Consider the following 16,514-nt stretch of genomic DNA (forward strand, 5'->3'; position numbering starts at 1 on the left):
ACACATGAGCGGGCCGTGATCAGCCCCACCCCGGCATCGCCGTTGCGCGCCGGCGACCCTTCGTCGACGAACAATAAAAGTATTTCAGAATCATCCTTTCCCGCCGATACAGCCCTACACATCTTGGCTGGCTCAAACAAAAACACACCGTCCAGCAGACAGACATCACTCTTCAAGGAGCTTTCGATGAACAGCTGGTTCGGTAACATCAGCGTCAATCTCAAACTCGGCCTGGGCTTCGGCCTGGTGCTGGTCCTCACCTCGATCCTGGCACTCACTGGCTGGACCAGCCTGGGAGGCTTGATCGACCGTAGCAATTGGATGAGCGACATCACCCAGCTCAATGCCTCGCTGACCAAGCTGCGTATCGTGCGCTTGCAATACATGCTGGCCAATGGCGACGAAGCTGTGGCGCAGAACGTGCAGACCAGCCTCGATGCATTCGCCGCCCAGCAACAGAAGCTGCTCGACAGCTTCAAGAGCCCGGAAAACCTCAAGCTGCTCAATGAGCAGAAAGCCGTCATTACCGCTTACCGCCAGTCCCTGAACAAAATGCGCGAGGCCTACCGCAATGGCAACGCTGCGCGCGATGTCATGGGCGCCAAGGCCGACATTGCCAACGCGCAAATCAATGCGCTGGAAACCAGTGTGCAGCAGTCATCCGACAGCCCGGAACGCTTCACGCAGTTCCTGGCCGTGACCCAGGCCAAGAACGAATTCATGCAGGCTCGCTACGAAGTGCGCGGCTATACCAATAGCCCCAACGCAGAAACCGAAGCCCGCGCGGCTACACAGCTGGAAAAAGCTGTCGCCGGTTTGAAAGGCCTCAGCGTTGCCTTCGGTACTGGCCAGCAAAGCGCATTGTCCGCACTGGAAACCGCGCTAGGCGCCTACCGCAGCGCCGTGCAGAGCTACAAGGCGGCCAATGCCAATATTGTCACCGCCCGTGCCGAAATGACCACTCAGGGCGCCGACATCGTGACAATCAGCGACAAGCTGTACGACATCCAACTGGAACGTCGCGACGCCGAAAGCACCCAGGCCCGCAGCCTGCAACTGATCAGCACCTTGCTGGCCCTGTTGGTCGGCGTGATTGCCGCGTGGGTGATCACCCGCCAGATCACCCGCCCGATCCAGGACACCCTCGCCGTGGTGGAGCGCATCGCTTCGGGCGACCTGAGCCACAACATCCAGGTGACCCGTCGTGACGAACTGGGCGTGTTGCAGCAAGGCATCCAGCGCATGGGCACCACCCTGCGCGAGCTGATCAGCGGCATTCGCGACGGCGTCACTCAGATCGCCAGCGCCGCCGAAGAATTGTCAGCGGTGACCGAGCAGACCAGCGCCGGCGTGAACAGCCAGAAGATCGAGACCGATCAGGTCGCCACCGCCATGCATGAAATGACCGCCACAGTGCAGGAAGTTGCGCGCAATGCCGAGCAGGCCTCCCAAGCCGCTTCCGACGCTGACGGCCAGGCCCGCGAAGGCGATAAAGTGGTGGCTGAAGCCATCGCCCAGATCGAACGCCTGGCGGCCGAAGTGGCGCGCTCCACCGACGCCATGACGCACCTGCAACAAGAGAGCAACAAGATCGGCAGCGTGATGGACGTGATCAAGGCCGTGGCCGAACAGACCAACCTGCTGGCACTTAACGCCGCCATTGAAGCTGCGCGTGCCGGGGAAGCCGGCCGTGGCTTTGCCGTGGTCGCCGACGAAGTGCGTGGCCTGGCGCAACGTACACAGAAGTCCACCGAAGAAATCGAAGGCCTGGTGGCCGGCTTGCAGAACGGCACCCAACAAGTGGCCAGCGTGATGAACAACAGCCGCAGCCTGACCGACAGCAGCGTCGAACTGACGCGCAAGGCGGGTGTGTCCCTGGAAAGCATCACCCGCACGGTGTCCAATATCCAGTCGATGAACCAGCAAATTGCCGCGGCCGCCGAACAACAGAGCGCTGTGGCGGAAGAGATCAGCCGCAGTATCGTGAACGTGCGTGACGTGTCTGAGCAGACCGCTACGGCCAGTGATGAGACAGCCAAGTCGAGTGTTGAACTGGCACGCCTGGGTAGCCAGTTGCAGCAGATGGTCAGTCATTTCCGGGTGTAGCCCCACAACCCTTGTGGCGAGGGAGCTTGCTCCCTCGCCACAAGGGCCTTACCTGCGAACAGCCTAATGGGAGAATCAGCCCTCGCTCTCCTCAACAAACACCAACCGATTCCCAAACGGGTCTCTGATGCTCATCTCCCGCGTCCCCCACGGCGTGTCTTCCACCCCAGGCTTGGCATACCGGTATTCCTTGCCCAACAATTGCTGCTGATACGCATCGACCCCTTGGGCCTGGATCCGCACAGCCGCCCCTGGCGAAGCATCGCCATGATGCTCGGATAAGTGCAGCACACACTCCCCCAGCGACACTTGCACGTACAACGGAAAATTCGCCTCGAAGCGATGCTGCCAATCGACCTTGAACCCCAGGAAATCGACGTAGAACTCCAACGCCTTGGCCTCGTCGAAAATCCGCAGGATGGGGGTGACTTTTCCTAAGTGCATATAACTCTCCAAGTGCCGGTCGCTCGTTGCTGGCGAGCGACCACCCTAGCTCAGCAAGCGCTCAAAAGTGAACACGCTCAATGATGGGGAATTTCCCTGATCCTTGCGCTCGACAGTTGATCGTTGTCCACATGCACTTCATCGAACTCATAAGAGCTTTCTGCAAACTCATTCAAGCGGCCCGACTTGCGCATCCGCTCGATGGTGCCGGGCGCCACACACTGGCGAGCCTCAACGAACTGCGGGTTTACCTCGATATTTTCGTTGAAAGAGACGACGGGAACACCGCCACTGTCGATTTCGTAAAGGTGGTACTTGCCGTCGAGTGCAGCATCACCAAAATGTATCGCCGCCGCCTTTGAGCGAGACGCCACCACGACATTGCCGTCCATCATTTTTTCAGGCCCGGAAAAGAAGTTTGAGTCCCGGAAACCATAATTTTGCGGATCACCGCGACGCTCTACGCGATCCGCCTTTTCGACACGGTACAACTTGGGTATATCGGTGCGCTCGATCATGCCTCGACTGTTGAAATACCCACCATCAGGCACCTGGACGCCGGCCTTGAACGGATTGACCTTGAGCACGTTGATATCGTCGTACGGCTCGTAATCCCCGGAGGACGTGGCATCGGAAACCACCGAAGACGGCGACTCCTCATTCTCCGACAGTTCGTTTTCCGAGTCCTCGATTTTGGGCTTCTTCGCCGTAGACGGGCCCTCCTCGACGATCTCATAACGGGGCTGCACTGAGGGACGCTTGGCCCCCCCTTGCAGGTAAATCTCCATGGATGGGTCCCACGCAGGATTCAACCCGTTTGCTGGTTTTTCGGGTAGCCGCGCAGGTTCGATCGGACTCATCAGCACACCGATCTGCCCATTCACGCGGCGATAGTTGAAAAACGGTTTTTGCGCCGTCGTCGGCTGAGCGCCGGACTCGACAGCGGGGTCGGCCGTGGAAGGGCCGGCCTTGCCGAGGGCGTGAAAAAAAGCCATCGTCGCGACGTCCATCACCGCCGAATGCAGCCCGTTCTTGCGCTCGGCCTGAGTGTCACCCTGCACGGCCTGGTCGATTTCCATTCCTACCTGTGCCGTGTAAGAGACGGCGCCAAGCGCCAGACCAATAGGCCCGAGCAAGGCCATGGGGATGGAGAATATTGCGTTGCCGGCTTGCAGCAGAGCCAGTGCGTCGTCCTTGCGCACCTCGGCGTTGGATTTCATTTCGGTGTCTGCATCATTGTCGATGCGTTGGCGTGTCTGGCTGGCCATGAAGGAAAACACGTCCCCGCCGATTGGATAATTCAAAGTATCGATAACACTGTCATTCGCTGCCTGGTTGCCTGCACCCAGCTTGGCCAGGGTGACGTCCACGCCGTTGGCACTCAGGGCGCCGAACACGCCCTGCTGACGATCACGCAGCGAGAAATGTTCCTCCAGCGCCTTGGCTTTGGCGGGGTCCTTGCTTTGCTCGAGCACCCACTGGTCCACGGCGGCTCGGTCCTTGAAAGTCTGGATCGCGGGTTTTGCGCCGGGGACATAGAGGGTTTCGGTACCACTCTTGGAGATGAAGCGCAGGATGTCATTGGACTTATAACCATTGATATCGAAGCAAAACACTTTGGTGTCCGGACCCGGTGTCGTCTGCGCCTGTAACTGGGCCTTGGACATCGGCCCCTCGAGCGGTACACCTGACGCCGCCGCTTTCATCACCTCGGCATAAGCCTGCGGGCTAAGGCCCTGGCTGGAGTCTTGTTGGTTGAGGGCGCGCGCGGTACGGGCCTCCATCACGAACTGTTGCTTGGCCAGCATCCGCCACTCGTCGCCGTGCTGCGTCCAAAAACTGTCCAGCCTGGTCATCACCTTTTTCTGCAGGTCTCCCTCACGCACCAGTTTCAACAGCTCGCTGGGCTTCATACGCAGTTGGTTGCCGGCGTCGTAGGTGCCTTTTCCCGGCCCATCCAGGTACAGGCCATAGGCGGCGTCCAGATCTCGCCAGGTTTCCACGGCGTTGGGCACATCATCGTGAATTTTCGAGTAGAGGTATCCCGGTCCCGTCCGGTCGAAAATGAACTTGCCCAGCCGGCTGAAAAAATCCGGCACACTTTCGCTGTCCAGCAACGAAAACGGGCTGGTATTCGAAGACACGAAATGCGCCAGCGCCTGAGCCTTGCCGGCCGTGCCGTAGCGTTCCGCCGAGAAAAAATCACTGGCCACGGCATCGGTCAACGTCATGGACGACTCGGGAACTCCGCGATGTTCCCGCCCGGTCACGGCGCTGCCAGTGTGGGTACTGTTGGCAGGAGAAAACTGATGCAGGTATACCTTGTCGGGGTCGATCCATTGATTGGTCAGGTTCCAGACTTTTTCCTGGATCCAGCCTTTGATCGTGTCACGCGGAAAAGGGAACGCCGAGATCGCATCGACGCCCCCATTCACCCCGGCGTCAGGCGGCGTGACGGTAGATGAAATGACGGCGTTGCCGGCCCGGTTAGCGAGTTGGCTGGGGCTTACAGAATGAATGTTCACACAGGCTCTCCGTAATAAGACCTGCACATGCTAGAGAGCCGTCCTTTGCAATCAATTAGCTTTTTGTAAGCGCTGATTGGCCATATTCAGACACGCTATCAGGCCGAGCACTATCAGACCCCATCCAGCGCACCGAGCTGAAAACCTCGGCGCAAATCACCGCAGCGTGCCAGAAAACGACCCGCACGCTGTGTGCTCGCCTGCCCCTCGCTGTAGCTCAAGACGCCGTTTACCCACACCCGCTCAATCCCTTCGGCCGCACGCTCAGGCGTCTTGAAATCCGCCATGTCACGCACCCGCGCAGGGTCGAAGAGCACCAGGTCAGCCCAGTGCCCCTCGCGAATTTCGCCTCTTTGGGCCAAGCCGAAACGCGCCGCCGACAGCCCGGTCATTTTGTGTATCGCCGTGTATAACGGGAACAATCCGACATCCCGGCTGAAATGCCCTAGCACCCGTGGGAAGGCGCCCCACAAGCGCGGATGAGGAAACGGATCTTCAGGCAACCCATCCGACCCCACCATCGACAACGGATGCGCAAGAATGCGCCGCACATCCGCCTCATCCATGCCGTAGTACACCGCCCCCGCAGGTTGCAAACGGCGGGCGGCATCCATCAGCGAAACGCCCCACTGGGCGGCAATCTCCTGCAAATCACGCCCGCCCATTTGCGGGTGCGGCGTGGACCAAGTGATGGTGATGCGAAACGCGTCAGTCACCTGCTTGAGGTCCAGGGTCGAGGAGCTGGCGGCATAGGGGTAGCAATCACAACCCACCGGATGATCTTTTGCCGCTGCTTCCAGGGCCGCCAACAGCTGCGGGCTGCGTCCCCAATTACCGGCTCCGGCGCATTTGAGGTGGGAAATGATCACCGGCACCCTGGCATGTCGACCGATCAGAAACGCCTCATCCATTGCTTCCAGCACTGGCTCGAACTCACTGCGCAAATGCGTGGTGTACACCGCGCCGTAGGCCGTCAACTCCTCAACGAGCTGCAGCACTTCATCGGTCTCGGCGTTGAAGGCGCTGGCGTAGGCCAGGCCTGTGGATAACCCCAGCGCACCGGCCTCCAGGCTCTCTTGCAACTGCATACGCATGGCCGCGATTTCATACGGTGTGGCGGTGCGATGCAGGTCGTCCATATGGTTGCTGCGCAGCGCCGTGTGACCGATCAATGCCGCGACGTTCACTGCCGGATGGGCGCCCTGCACCGCGTTGCGATAATCGCTGAACCGCGGATAACAGAACTGCTCACGGTTGCCCAATAAGTTCATCGGGTCCGGCGGGTCGCTGCGCAAACTCACCGGCGAGGCGCTGATGCCACAGTTGCCGACAATCACCGTGGTCACGCCCTGGCTGAGCTTGGGCAGCATCTGCGGCTGGCGGATCACCACCGTGTCATCGTGGGTGTGCACGTCGATAAAACCCGGCGCCAATACCTGGCCATGGGCGTCGATGACTTGCTCGGCCCGGGCTGTGGACAAGTCGCCAATCGTACGGATGCGCCCTGCCTGCACGCCCACATCGGCGACATACCCTGGGGTGTTACTGCCATCGATGATCAGCGCCTGGCGAATCAGCGTGTCGTACTTCATATCAGTCTCCAAGCGGCAGGCTACCAGGGCCGCCGCGGTAATCGTCCAGGGCCAGTTTGACCCGGCGCAGGCGCTCCTGATTGTCGTCCGGCCGAGCCAGCGCCAGCTCAGTGGCGAGCAGGTCGATAGCCAGCAGCATGCCGTAGCGGGCCGCAGTGGGCTTGTAGATAAAACTGGTTTCCGCCGATTGCAGCGGCAGCACAACATCCGCCAACTGCGCCAGCGGCGAATCGACAAGGGTGATGGCAATGATCCGCGCGTCGTAGTTGCGCGCCAGTGTCACCACCTCCAGTAACTCCGGGGTCAGGCCCGTGAGCGAGCAGACGATCACGGCATGTTCGGGCCCCAGGGTCGCCGCCGTGACACGCATCATCACAGGGTCGTGGCTGGCGGCAATCGGATAGCCCAGACGCACCAGGCGCACCTGCAACTCATCGCTGCACAGGCTCGACGGCCCGCCCATGCCGAACGCATGGATCATCCGCGCCTTGCCCAACAGCTTGACCGCATCGCCAAAGCTGCGCTGATTGAAGCCCGACAGGTGCTGACGCAACGTCGCCTCGATATCCCCCAGAATCTGCCGATGAAACGCTGACTGTTCTGGCTTGCCCGCCGGGTCCAGGAAGCGGCTGCCCACGCCGCTGGCCTGGGCCAACTGCAGGCGCAAATCGCGCAAGTCACGGCAGCCCACGCTGCGGGCGAAGCGTGACAAGGTGGCGGTACTCACCTCAGCCCGTTGCGACAGTTCCTCCAGGCTGGCGGACGCGGCAAAGCCCACATCCTCAAGCATCAGCTTGGCAATACGCCCTTCGCCGGCACTGAAAGTGCCCTGGCGGGCGCGGATCTGATAGAGGATGTCCATGGGGGCTCCGGGTTACAGGCTCATAACACAAGGGACAGGCCGTAGGTCAGGCCGAAGGCGACCAGCGAAATCAGGGTCTCGAGTACGGTCCAGGTCTTGAAGGTCTGGATGACCGTCATATTGAAGTATTCCTTGATCAGCCAGAAGCCGCCGTCGTTCACGTGGGAAAAGATCACCGAGCCTGCACCGGTCGCCAGCACCAGCAATTCAGGGTGTGGATAACCCAGGCCCAAGGCGACCGGCGCGACCACTCCGGACGCGGTGGTCATGGCAACCGTGGCCGAGCCCGTGGCGATACGCATCAACGCCGCGAACAGCCAGCCCATTACCAGCGGCGACAAGTGAAACGCATGGGCCAGGCCGAGGATTTCATTGGTCACGCCGGCGTCCACCAGGATGCGATTCAAACCACCGCCCGCGCCCACCAGCAAGGTGATACTGGCGGTCGGCGCCAGGCATTCGTTGGTGAATTTGAGTATCGACTCCCGGTTAAAGCCCTGGGCCAGGCCCAAGGTCCAGAAACTCACCAGGGTCGCCACCAACAGGGCGATCACCGAGTTGCCGATAAACAACAGGAACTGGTTGAAACCGCTGCCCGGCGTAGAAATCACGTTGGCCCAGCCGCCGATCATCATCAGCACCACCGGCAACAGGATGGTGCCTATGGTCAGTGCAAAGCTGGGCAGGCGCGTACGCGGTTCACGCTCGATGAACTGGCGCTCCAGCGGGTTTTCCGCTGGCAAATGAATGTGCGGCACGATGAACTTGGCGTAGACGGGCCCGGCAATGATCGCCGTGGGGATGCCAATCAAAATCGCATACAGCACCGTCTGCCCGACCGAGGCGTTATAGGCCAGCACCGCCATCATCGCCGCCGGGTGCGGCGGCACCAACGCATGCACCACCGACAGGCCGGCGACCATCGGCAGCCCGACCATCAGGATCGACACGCCCACGCGCCGCGCCACGGTAAAGGCAATCGGCACCAGCAGTACAAAGCCGACCTCGAAAAACAGCGGCAGCCCCACCAGAAACGCAATACACACCATCGCCCAGTGGGCATTGCGCTCACCGAAGCGGTTGATCAGCGTGCGCGCCACCTGCTCAGCGCCGCCCGACTCGGCCATCATCTTGCCGAGCATGGTGCCCAGCGCCACCACCAGGGCGATATGCCCCAGGGTCTTGCCGACACCCGCCTCGTACGAACCCATGATGGTGTCCGCCGGCATTCCGGCCATCAGCGCCAGGCCGATGGACACCAGGGTAATCACGATAAAGGGGTTGAGTCGGTAGCGTGCGATCAGCACGATCAATGCAATGATGGCGATGGCAGCGTATGCCAACAGCCCGAAGCCCGGTGATGCGGCCATGCGGTACTCCTCGGAAAGGGTCACGTCGAATTGGTTGTGAAACTCATAAATCATTCCCGAGGAGCATTTTCAATTTTTATGAAAGTAATTTTCGCCCACGGATAAGCGTTGTCGCTTGGGGATATGCCCGACGTGGGTGGATGAAAATCCGGAGGGTGTTCTTACATGAAGATCAGAGAAGGCGGAAACTCAAACGCCGCCCTTGAGTCATAGACTGCGCATCCATTGCTCAGGAACCCGCTCATGATTCGCACCACAATTGCCGCCAGCGTCCTGCTCTTGTGCAGCAGCGCTTATGCCGCCGACAACCCTGCCTTGAAAAAATGCATGGACAGCGCCAATACCACCGCCGACATGGTCAATTGCAACGCCAGGCAAACCAAGGTGCAGGACGACCGCCTGAACCGTGCCTACAAAACCGCCCTCGCCGCCCAGGAAGGCCCGCGCAAACAGCAACTGCAAGACGTGCAGCGCCTGTGGATCAAATACCGCGACGCCAATTGCGCCTACGCAGGCAGCGCCACCGGCGGCACGATTGATCAGGTAAACGGCTCAGGCTGCGTGCTGGACATGACCCAGACCCGCGCCCAGGAGCTGGAAGACCTGGTCGGCCCGTAACTGCTACAGCTCCCCCCCTGTGGCGAGGGAGCTTGCTCCCGCTGGGCTGCGCAGCGGCCCCAAAATCCTGGGCGCGCTTCGCACGCCAGCGGGAGCAAGCTCCCTCGCCACAGGGGCTCAATCAGTCGTGATGAACCTTGGCGCGCTTGAGCAGTTTTTTGCAGCGCTCGGATAAATGCAGTACCCGCAGGTGCTTGCCAGCCTTGGTGTAGCGCTCGCGCAGGGTCATCAGGGCGGCAATCGCCGAATAGTCGACAAAGCTCAGGTGACGGCAATCCAGCGTGACCTGAGCCGGGTCGTTGGCCGGGTCGAACTGATTCAAAAACGGCGTGGTCGAGGCGAAGAACAACGTGCCATGCAGCCTATAGAGCTTGCTGCCATCGGCCTCCAGGTGTTCATCGGCGTACAGCTCCCGCGCCTGCTGCCAGGCAAAATTCAGCGCGGCGATGACGATACCGCACAGCACGGCGGTGGCCAGGTCGGTGAACACCGTAATGATCGTCACCGCCATGATCACCAGCACATCATTGAGCGGCACCTTGTTGATCACCCGTAGCGACGCCCAGGCGAAGGTCTGTTGCGACACCACGAACATCACGCCCACCAACGCCGCCAGCGGGATCCGCTCGATCAGTGGCGACAGAAACAGAATGAACAACAGAATCATCACCCCGGCAAACGCCCCGGAGAAACGCCCACGCCCGCCGGAGCTGAGGTTGATCACGGTTTGCCCGATCATCGCGCAACCACCCATGCCGCCAAACAGGCCCGAGACCATATTCGCCGCGCCCAGGGCCACGCTTTCGCGGTCAGGATAACCACGGGTCTCGGTGATTTCGTCGGTGAGGTTGAGGGTCAGCAAGGTTTCCAACAGGCCAACCATCGCCATCAAAAACGCGTAGGGCGCGATGATGCCGAGGGTTTCCAGGGTCCAGGGAATCTGCGGCAGCGCGAAGGTCGGCAAGCCACCGGCGATGTGCGCCATATCCCCCAAGGTACGGGTCGGCAAACCGAGCAGGTACACCGCCAGGCCCACACCGAGAATCGCCACCAGCGCGGGCGGTACAGCACGGGTCAGACGGGGCAACAGATACACAATCGCCATGGTTGCCGCCACCAGCCCGGTCATCACGTACAACGGCGTGCCGCTGAGCCAGGTTTCACCGCTCTTGAAATGCTCCAGTTGCGCCAGCGCAATGATGATCGCCAGGCCGTTGACGAAGCCGAGCATTACCGAATGCGGCACCATGCGCACCAGCTTGCCCAGGCGCAACAGGCCGAAAGCGACCATGATCAACCCGCCCAACAACACCGTCGCCAGCAAATACTCCACGCCGTGCTGTACCACCAGCGCGACGATCACCACTGCCATGGAGCCTGCCGCGCCCGAGACCATACCCGGGCGGCCGCCGAACAACGCGGTGAGGGTGCAAATGATGAAAGCACCGTAGAGGCCCATCAGCGGGTTGAGATGCGCCACCAGCGCAAAGGCGATGCATTCGGGCAGCAAGGCGAAAGACGTGGTGAGGCCGGCCAGGGCGTCGGCGCGCAGACGGGTGAGGTTCATGGAGTACCAGGGAATTGCGGGGGATAAGGCGGGGAATGGTACGGAATTGCGGCGGGTGGGGCTAGTGAAGTGTCAGGTCTGATGTACCGAGTCGCCCCTTTCGCAGGCAAGCCAGTTCCCACATTTGACAGGGTTCACACACCTGAAAAATGTGGGAGCTGGCTTGCCTGCGATGACCGCACCGCGGTGCTAAGCGAACATCACACCATCTCGTTGCGAATCCACTCCACCACCGAGGTGCGCTTTGGCGTCCACCCCAACAGTTCAAGGGCGTGTTTGCCGCGCACTCGGCTATTGGAGCCCAACCCGTAGTTGGCCATTTCATAGCCCCACTCGGCCTCAGCCTCGGCCAATGGCCAATCCTGTGGTTTGTCCATGTCCAGGGCTTGGGCAATCGCCGTGGTCATGTCGATAAACGCCGCCTCGCTGCTTTCCACAAAGTAGAACGTACCCGGGACGTTTTTGGTCAGCGCCAGCAGATACAGGGCGACCACATCTTCAATATGCACGTTGGACCAGATGTTCTGCCCGCTGCCCACATGGCGCACTACCCCGCTTTTGCGCGCCTGCTTGAGCAAGCGCGGCAATTGCACGCTGTCACGCTTCACGCCCAGGCTGTGGCCGTAGATCAGGGTGTTGCAGATCACCGCCGAATTGATGCCGTTAGTGGCCGCCGCGAGGATCAGGTTGTCGATGGCCACGCGGGCAGCCTTGTCGACGGTCGGCTCAGGCAGATTGCTTTCGAAGTAGATGACCTCACTGGCCTTGCCACCGGAAGCATCGCCCACGATGCTTGAACCGCTGGTATGCAGGAATGGCTTGTTCGAACCTTTCAGGGCCGCCAGCAAGGTTTCTACGGCGGCGCGGTGATCGCTGCTGGCGGCGTTGATCACCGCATCGGCCTTCTGCGCCTGCTCGGTCAATACCGCTGCGTCGTCGAGGTTGCCGATCACCGGTGTGATGCCCAGGGCAGTCATTTCGGCGGCTTGCTCGGCGCTGCGCACGAGGCCGGTGACGTGATGGCCGGCGTTGACCAGGCCGGTGGCGATCGAACCGCCGATAAACCCTGCTGCACCGGTAACGAATACATTCATGGAGGTTGCTCCTGACTGGGTAAGTGATGCGCCCAGTATCCAGCTCCCACTGCTGTCTAATAAGCCCGTACAGCCCAATTCACTCTTGCGCGCAAGTCACGAATCAGCGCGCATACCGCGCCAACTTGGCCTGAATGAAGTCCAGGAAGCACTGAATGCGCAGCGCCAATTGCGAGTTGCGATAGAACACCGCGTGGATCGGCTGGCGATAACCGCTGTTGGACGCCTCCAGCATGGGCACCAGGCGGCCGGCATCGATATCGTCGACCGTCATGAAATTCGACAGGCAACAAATTCCCTGCCCCTGCAGCGCCAACTGGCGCACGGTTTCGCCACTGGAGGCGCTGACATTGGGCTGGATCAGCCAGCGGTCACCTTCACCATGGCGCAGCGGCCAGTGGTTGAGGGTCTCGGTGTGGGTGAAGCCCAGTAAGGTGTGATCAGCCAACTCGGCAACGGTTGTCGGCGTGCCGTACTGCTTGAGGTAGTCGGGGCTGGCCAGGATATGCAGCGGCGTGCTGCCCAGGGAGCGCGCATGCAGGGTCGAGTCAGCCAGGGCGCCGATACGAATAGCGATGTCAGTGCTTTGCTCCAGTAGGTCGATGATCAAGTCATCGCTGTTGAGCTCCAGCTGGATATCCGGGTAGAGGCTGCGAAATTCGGCGATGTACGGCACGATCCCATGCAGCATGAACGGCACGGCGGCGTTGATACGCAGGCGCCCGGCCGGCTTTTTCTGGCGCAAGGACAGGCGCTCTTCCAGCTCGTCCATCTGCGCCAGGATCAGCTTGGCCTGCTCGAAGAAGTACTTGCCCTCTTCGGTCAGGTCCATGCGCCGCGTGGTGCGGTTGATCAAGGTGGTGTCGAGCTTGGCTTCCAGGCGCGACAAGGTGCGGCTGACTGCCGATGGCGTTTGCCCGACCTTTTCGGCGGCGGCCGAAATCGAGCCGCATTCAATCACGCTGACGAAGATCTGTAGCTCATCGGAACGGGCTTTCACGGGCGGTCCTTCATTTATCGGCTGACACGTGCCCGCTCATTATTAACCAGCCAGCAACAAATGGCCTCCCAGCAACGCCATGCCGGTGAAAAATCCACGTTTGAACCACAGCGCACTAATGCGTCGGCGCACCACCTGACCCAGCCACATCCCTAGCAATGCCGGCACCAACGCCAGCAATGACGCGCCCATTTCACCGCCGCCCAGTGCCCCGCGCCAGGCCAGCCCGGCGGCAAGTGCCAACGTCGACACGGTGAACGACAGCCCCAGCGCCTGCACCAACTGGTCACGGCTCAAGCCCAGCGCTTGCAGGTACGGCACCGCCGGGATCACGAAGACACCGGTGGCCGAGGTAATGATGCCGGTGATCACCCCGCACAAGGGGCCCAGCCAGCGCTCGGTTCGAGGCGCAACCTTGAAGGTTGGCAGGAATAACCCGCTGAGCGCATACACCAGTAAAGCCGCGCCCAGGGCACGCACCACCCAAGGTCCGCTACCCATGCCCAGCCACAAGGTGCCCAGCCCGGTGCCGAGGAAGATCAGCAACAGCATCGGCCACAGGCGTTTGAGCAAGGCACCCAAGTGCCCGCCAAAGGACAGTTGCCACAGGTTGGTCACCGTCGAAGGAATGATCAGCAATACCGCAGCCTGCGCCGGCAGCATAGCCAGGCCAAGCATGCCCATGGCTACAGTGGGCAAGCCCAGGCCGATGACGCCCTTCACCGTACCGGCCAGCAGGAAGGTAGTGATGACCAGCGCTGTCAGTGCGGGACCGAGGTTTTGGTAGAAGGAGAGGAAGGTATTCATGCACCGATTGTGCAGGGCTGGAGAGTGGCTGAAAATTCGCCATATACTGAGCCAGCCTCTTGTTTTGCGTGAGGCTGATGACGCTATCGCAGGCAAGCCAGCTCCCACATTTGGAATTGTGAATACATTCAAGTGTGGGAGCTGGCATGCCTGCGATGAGGCCCTTCCAGTCACAGGGAAACTTCATGCACTTTGACCTCATCGACCTGCGCCTCTACCTGCACATCCTGGACAGCGGCAATATCACCGCCGGCGCGGCCCGCAGCCACCTGTCCCTGGCTGCCGCCAGCGCACGCATCCGAGCCATGGAGTCTTCACTGAGCATTGCGTTTCTCGAGCGCGGCCGCCGTGGCGTGACCCCAACACCCGCAGGCAAAGCCCTGGCCCGGCATGCCCGCCTGCTGTTGCAGCAGGCCGACCATCTGCAGCAAGACCTGGCCGAATACGCCAATGGCGTCAAAGGCCAGGTACGCCTGCTGTGCAATACCACCGCCCTCAGCGAGTACCTGCCTGAACTGCTCGCGCAGTTTTTGCGCGAGCACCCCAACCTCGATATCGACCTGCAAGAGTTGCCCAGCCTGCGCATCACCCACGCCTTGCGCCAGGGCACCGCCGAGCTGGGGATTATTTCCGATGCAGTAGACACCCACGGCTTGCAGACCCTGGCGTTTCGCGACGACCCGCTGGTGCTGATCATGCCCCTGGACCACCCGTTGAACAGCGCGAGTTTTATCGAGAGCTTGCAATACGACTACGTGGGCCTCGGGGCCAACAGCGCGTTGGCGGTTTACCTGGAAGAACAGGCACTGCACGCTGGCTTTCGCTTGCAGACGCGCATTCGCGCCGACGGTTTTGATGGGGTGATTCGCATGGTCGCCGGCGGCGCGGGCCTGGGCATCGTGCCTCAGGCCGCCTTGGCGCGCTGGCCATCAGAACGTCGTTTCAAGGCCCACCCCCTGCAAGAGGAGTGGGCCTGCCGCAAACTGCTGTTATGCGCACGCTCGTTCGAGCAACTGCCGGGTTATGCCAGGGCTTTGTTCGACGCCTTGGCCCTGCCCTTGCGGAAGAACCCGTAATACACAGCCGACAGAATCAGCAGGAACGGCACGCCAAACACCAGTGTCATCTTGAAGGCGTCGGTGAAGTAGGTGGTGATCATCACCGCCCCCATCAGCACCAACCCCAGCAACGTGCTGTAGGGAAACAGGCGCAACTGGAACGACAACTTCGCCCCGCCATGACGCTTGCGGTAGCGGCGGAAAAACAGGTGAGTGAGGAAGATCATGAACCAGGTGAAGATCGCGCCAAACATCGAGATCGCCATCATCAGGGTGAACGAACTTTCCGGGTACACCACGTTGAGCAACGTCGCCAGGGCAATACCCGAACTGGACAGCAGCAAGGCGTTGAGCGGAATGCCGTTCTTGCTCAACGCGCCCATGGACTTGGGCGCAAAGCCGGCGCGGGACAGGCTGAACATCATGCGCGTGGTGATGTAGAGCTGGCTGTTCATGGCCGACAGCGCTGCGATCAGGATCACGAAATTCATCACTCCAGTGGCGCCGGGAATGCCGATGGTCTGCATCACCGTGACAAACGGGCTCTGGGCCTGGCCGGCCTGGTTCCAGGGCACGATGGCGAGCATCAGCGCCAGGGTCAGCAGGTAGAACACCACCAACCGCACGATGGTAGCGCGAAAGGCTTTCTTCACCGCCTGCTCCGGGTCGGCGGCTTCACCGGCGGCCACGGCGATCATCTCGACACTGAGGTAGCTGAAGATCGACACGATCACCGCGATCCACATGCCACTCAAGCCATGGGGGAAAAAGCCGTCGTGGGCCGTGTAGTTCTGCACCCCGTAGGCAGGGTTGCCGGAGCCGAACATCACATACACTGCCAGGATGATGAAACCGACAATGGCGCTGATCTTGATCGTCGAGAACCAGTATTCGAAGTTGCCGAAGGTCTTCACGCTGATCGCATTGAGCACAATCAACACACTGGAAAACGACACGATCCACACCCACTCCGGCACGTTGGCGAACCAGTACTTCATGTACATCGCCACCGCCGTGACCTCGGCGCCCACCGCCAGCACAATCGCCGCCCAGTAGGCATACCGCACCAGGAACCCGGCCAATGGGCTGATGTAGAACTCGGCATAGGCGCCGAAGGAACCGGAGGTGGAATGGGCCACCGTCATCTCCGCCAGGCAGCCCATCAGCAGCAAGGTAATCAATGCGCCGATGGCGTAGCTCACCAGCACGCTCGGCCCGGCATAACCGATGGCGTAGGCGCTGCCCATGAACAGCCCGGTGCCGATGGCGCCACCGATGGCGATCATGCTCATCTGGCCGGAAGTGAGCTGGCGCCTCAGGCCCAGTTCACGGTGGGTAATCTCTGCAAAGCCGTTGTCTGGCGTGTTCACGGGTGTGCCCCTTTATTATTGTGATAGTGGCTGACGCTGAACCTGTGGGAGCTGGCTTGCCTGCGATAACGGTAGTGAATGCACCGACGCTATCGCAGGCA

At 60.8% G+C, this 16,514-nt stretch carries 12 protein-coding genes and 2 pseudogenes; 4 read left to right on the forward strand and 10 right to left on the reverse strand.

Annotated features, from left to right (window positions below; genetic code table 11):
- Positions 1-186: 186 nt before the first annotated feature.
- Positions 187-1,251 (forward strand): annotated as a pseudogene (locus AC07S6_RS12730) (methyl-accepting chemotaxis protein); the annotation flags it as partial.
- Positions 1,252-1,509: 258 nt separating this feature from the next.
- Positions 1,510-2,106 (forward strand): annotated as a pseudogene (locus tag AC07S6_RS12735) (methyl-accepting chemotaxis protein); the annotation flags it as partial.
- 75 nt (positions 2,107-2,181) lie between these two features.
- On the opposite strand, the gene AC07S6_RS12740 reads toward AC07S6_RS12735, so the two are convergent.
- The 5 genes from AC07S6_RS12740 to AC07S6_RS12760 form a co-directional block, all read right to left on the reverse strand.
- On the reverse strand, positions 2,182-2,550 hold the full coding sequence (locus tag AC07S6_RS12740) for a glyoxalase superfamily protein (protein ID WP_186527655.1): 369 nt from the start codon (positions 2,548-2,550) through the stop codon (positions 2,182-2,184).
- Between the two features lie 77 nt (positions 2,551-2,627).
- Positions 2,628-5,075: a dermonecrotic toxin domain-containing protein gene (locus tag AC07S6_RS12745; RefSeq protein ID WP_495112419.1), complete on the reverse strand. Its 2,448-nt coding sequence runs from the start codon at positions 5,073-5,075 to the stop codon at positions 2,628-2,630.
- 113 nt (positions 5,076-5,188) lie between these two features.
- Positions 5,189-6,667 carry an N-acyl-D-amino-acid deacylase family protein gene (locus AC07S6_RS12750; RefSeq protein ID WP_495112420.1) on the reverse strand — a complete coding sequence of 493 codons (1,479 nt, stop codon included), beginning with the start codon at positions 6,665-6,667 and terminating at the stop codon, positions 5,189-5,191.
- Position 6,668: 1 nt separating this feature from the next.
- The gene (locus tag AC07S6_RS12755) at positions 6,669-7,529 is read right to left on the reverse strand and encodes a MurR/RpiR family transcriptional regulator (RefSeq protein ID WP_495112421.1); all 861 of its coding nucleotides are present in this window, start codon (positions 7,527-7,529) and stop codon (positions 6,669-6,671) included.
- 20 nt (positions 7,530-7,549) lie between these two features.
- The gene (locus AC07S6_RS12760) at positions 7,550-8,899 is read right to left on the reverse strand and encodes a GntT/GntP/DsdX family permease (RefSeq protein WP_232104138.1); all 1,350 of its coding nucleotides are present in this window, start codon (positions 8,897-8,899) and stop codon (positions 7,550-7,552) included.
- A 243-nt stretch (positions 8,900-9,142) separates the two neighbouring features.
- Between AC07S6_RS12760 and AC07S6_RS12765 the strand changes: the two genes are divergently transcribed.
- Complete coding sequence (locus tag AC07S6_RS12765; RefSeq protein WP_032902520.1) at positions 9,143-9,517, forward strand: lysozyme inhibitor LprI family protein; 375 nt, start codon at positions 9,143-9,145, stop codon at positions 9,515-9,517.
- Positions 9,518-9,638: 121 nt separating this feature from the next.
- Here the strand turns inward: AC07S6_RS12765 and AC07S6_RS12770 are convergent, their stop codons facing one another.
- The 4 genes from AC07S6_RS12770 to AC07S6_RS12785 form a co-directional block, all read right to left on the reverse strand.
- Positions 9,639-11,084, reverse strand: coding sequence for a SulP family inorganic anion transporter (locus AC07S6_RS12770; protein ID WP_197883518.1), 1,446 nt, complete (start codon positions 11,082-11,084; stop codon positions 9,639-9,641).
- Between the two features lie 200 nt (positions 11,085-11,284).
- Entirely contained in the window at positions 11,285-12,178 is an 894-nt protein-coding gene (locus AC07S6_RS12775; protein ID WP_495112422.1) for an NAD-dependent epimerase/dehydratase family protein, read from the reverse strand.
- A 103-nt stretch (positions 12,179-12,281) separates the two neighbouring features.
- Positions 12,282-13,178 (reverse strand): LysR substrate-binding domain-containing protein, encoded by an 897-nt coding sequence (locus AC07S6_RS12780; RefSeq protein WP_495112423.1) that lies wholly within the window; start codon positions 13,176-13,178, stop codon positions 12,282-12,284.
- A 42-nt stretch (positions 13,179-13,220) separates the two neighbouring features.
- Positions 13,221-13,985 carry a sulfite exporter TauE/SafE family protein gene (locus tag AC07S6_RS12785; protein WP_186527650.1) on the reverse strand — a complete coding sequence of 255 codons (765 nt, stop codon included), beginning with the start codon at positions 13,983-13,985 and terminating at the stop codon, positions 13,221-13,223.
- 185 nt (positions 13,986-14,170) lie between these two features.
- Here AC07S6_RS12785 and AC07S6_RS12790 point away from each other — a divergent pair, with 185 nt between their 5' ends.
- A complete protein-coding gene (locus AC07S6_RS12790; RefSeq protein ID WP_495112424.1) occupies positions 14,171-15,061 on the forward strand; it encodes a LysR substrate-binding domain-containing protein in 891 nt (296 codons plus the stop codon).
- Here AC07S6_RS12790 and AC07S6_RS12795 read toward each other — a convergent pair.
- Positions 15,007-16,413, reverse strand: coding sequence for an amino acid permease (locus AC07S6_RS12795; RefSeq protein ID WP_495112425.1), 1,407 nt, complete (start codon positions 16,411-16,413; stop codon positions 15,007-15,009). The genes AC07S6_RS12790 and AC07S6_RS12795 overlap by 55 nt on opposite strands.
- Positions 16,414-16,514 lie beyond the last annotated feature (101 nt).

Source organism: Pseudomonas sp. GW821-FHT07B01 (genome assembly GCF_059419065.1).

Bases quoted from the DNA above. Each gene is read 5' to 3' on its own strand.
- AC07S6_RS12775 (WP_495112422.1), bottom strand. From the start codon at position 12,178: ATGAATGTATTCGTTACCGGTGCAGCAGGGTTTATCGGCGGTTCGATC.
- AC07S6_RS12740 (WP_186527655.1), bottom strand. From the start codon at position 2,550: ATGCACTTAGGAAAAGTCACCCCCATCCTGCGGATTTTCGACGAGGCC.
- AC07S6_RS12755 (WP_495112421.1), bottom strand. From the start codon at position 7,529: ATGGACATCCTCTATCAGATCCGCGCCCGCCAGGGCACTTTCAGTGCC.
- AC07S6_RS12750 (WP_495112420.1), bottom strand. From the start codon at position 6,667: ATGAAGTACGACACGCTGATTCGCCAGGCGCTGATCATCGATGGCAGT.
- AC07S6_RS12765 (WP_032902520.1), top strand. From the start codon at position 9,143: ATGATTCGCACCACAATTGCCGCCAGCGTCCTGCTCTTGTGCAGCAGC.
- AC07S6_RS12790 (WP_495112424.1), top strand. From the start codon at position 14,171: ATGCACTTTGACCTCATCGACCTGCGCCTCTACCTGCACATCCTGGAC.
- AC07S6_RS12785 (WP_186527650.1), bottom strand. From the start codon at position 13,985: ATGAATACCTTCCTCTCCTTCTACCAAAACCTCGGTCCCGCACTGACA.
- AC07S6_RS12760 (WP_232104138.1), bottom strand. From the start codon at position 8,899: ATGGCCGCATCACCGGGCTTCGGGCTGTTGGCATACGCTGCCATCGCC.
- AC07S6_RS12770 (WP_197883518.1), bottom strand. From the start codon at position 11,084: ATGAACCTCACCCGTCTGCGCGCCGACGCCCTGGCCGGCCTCACCACG.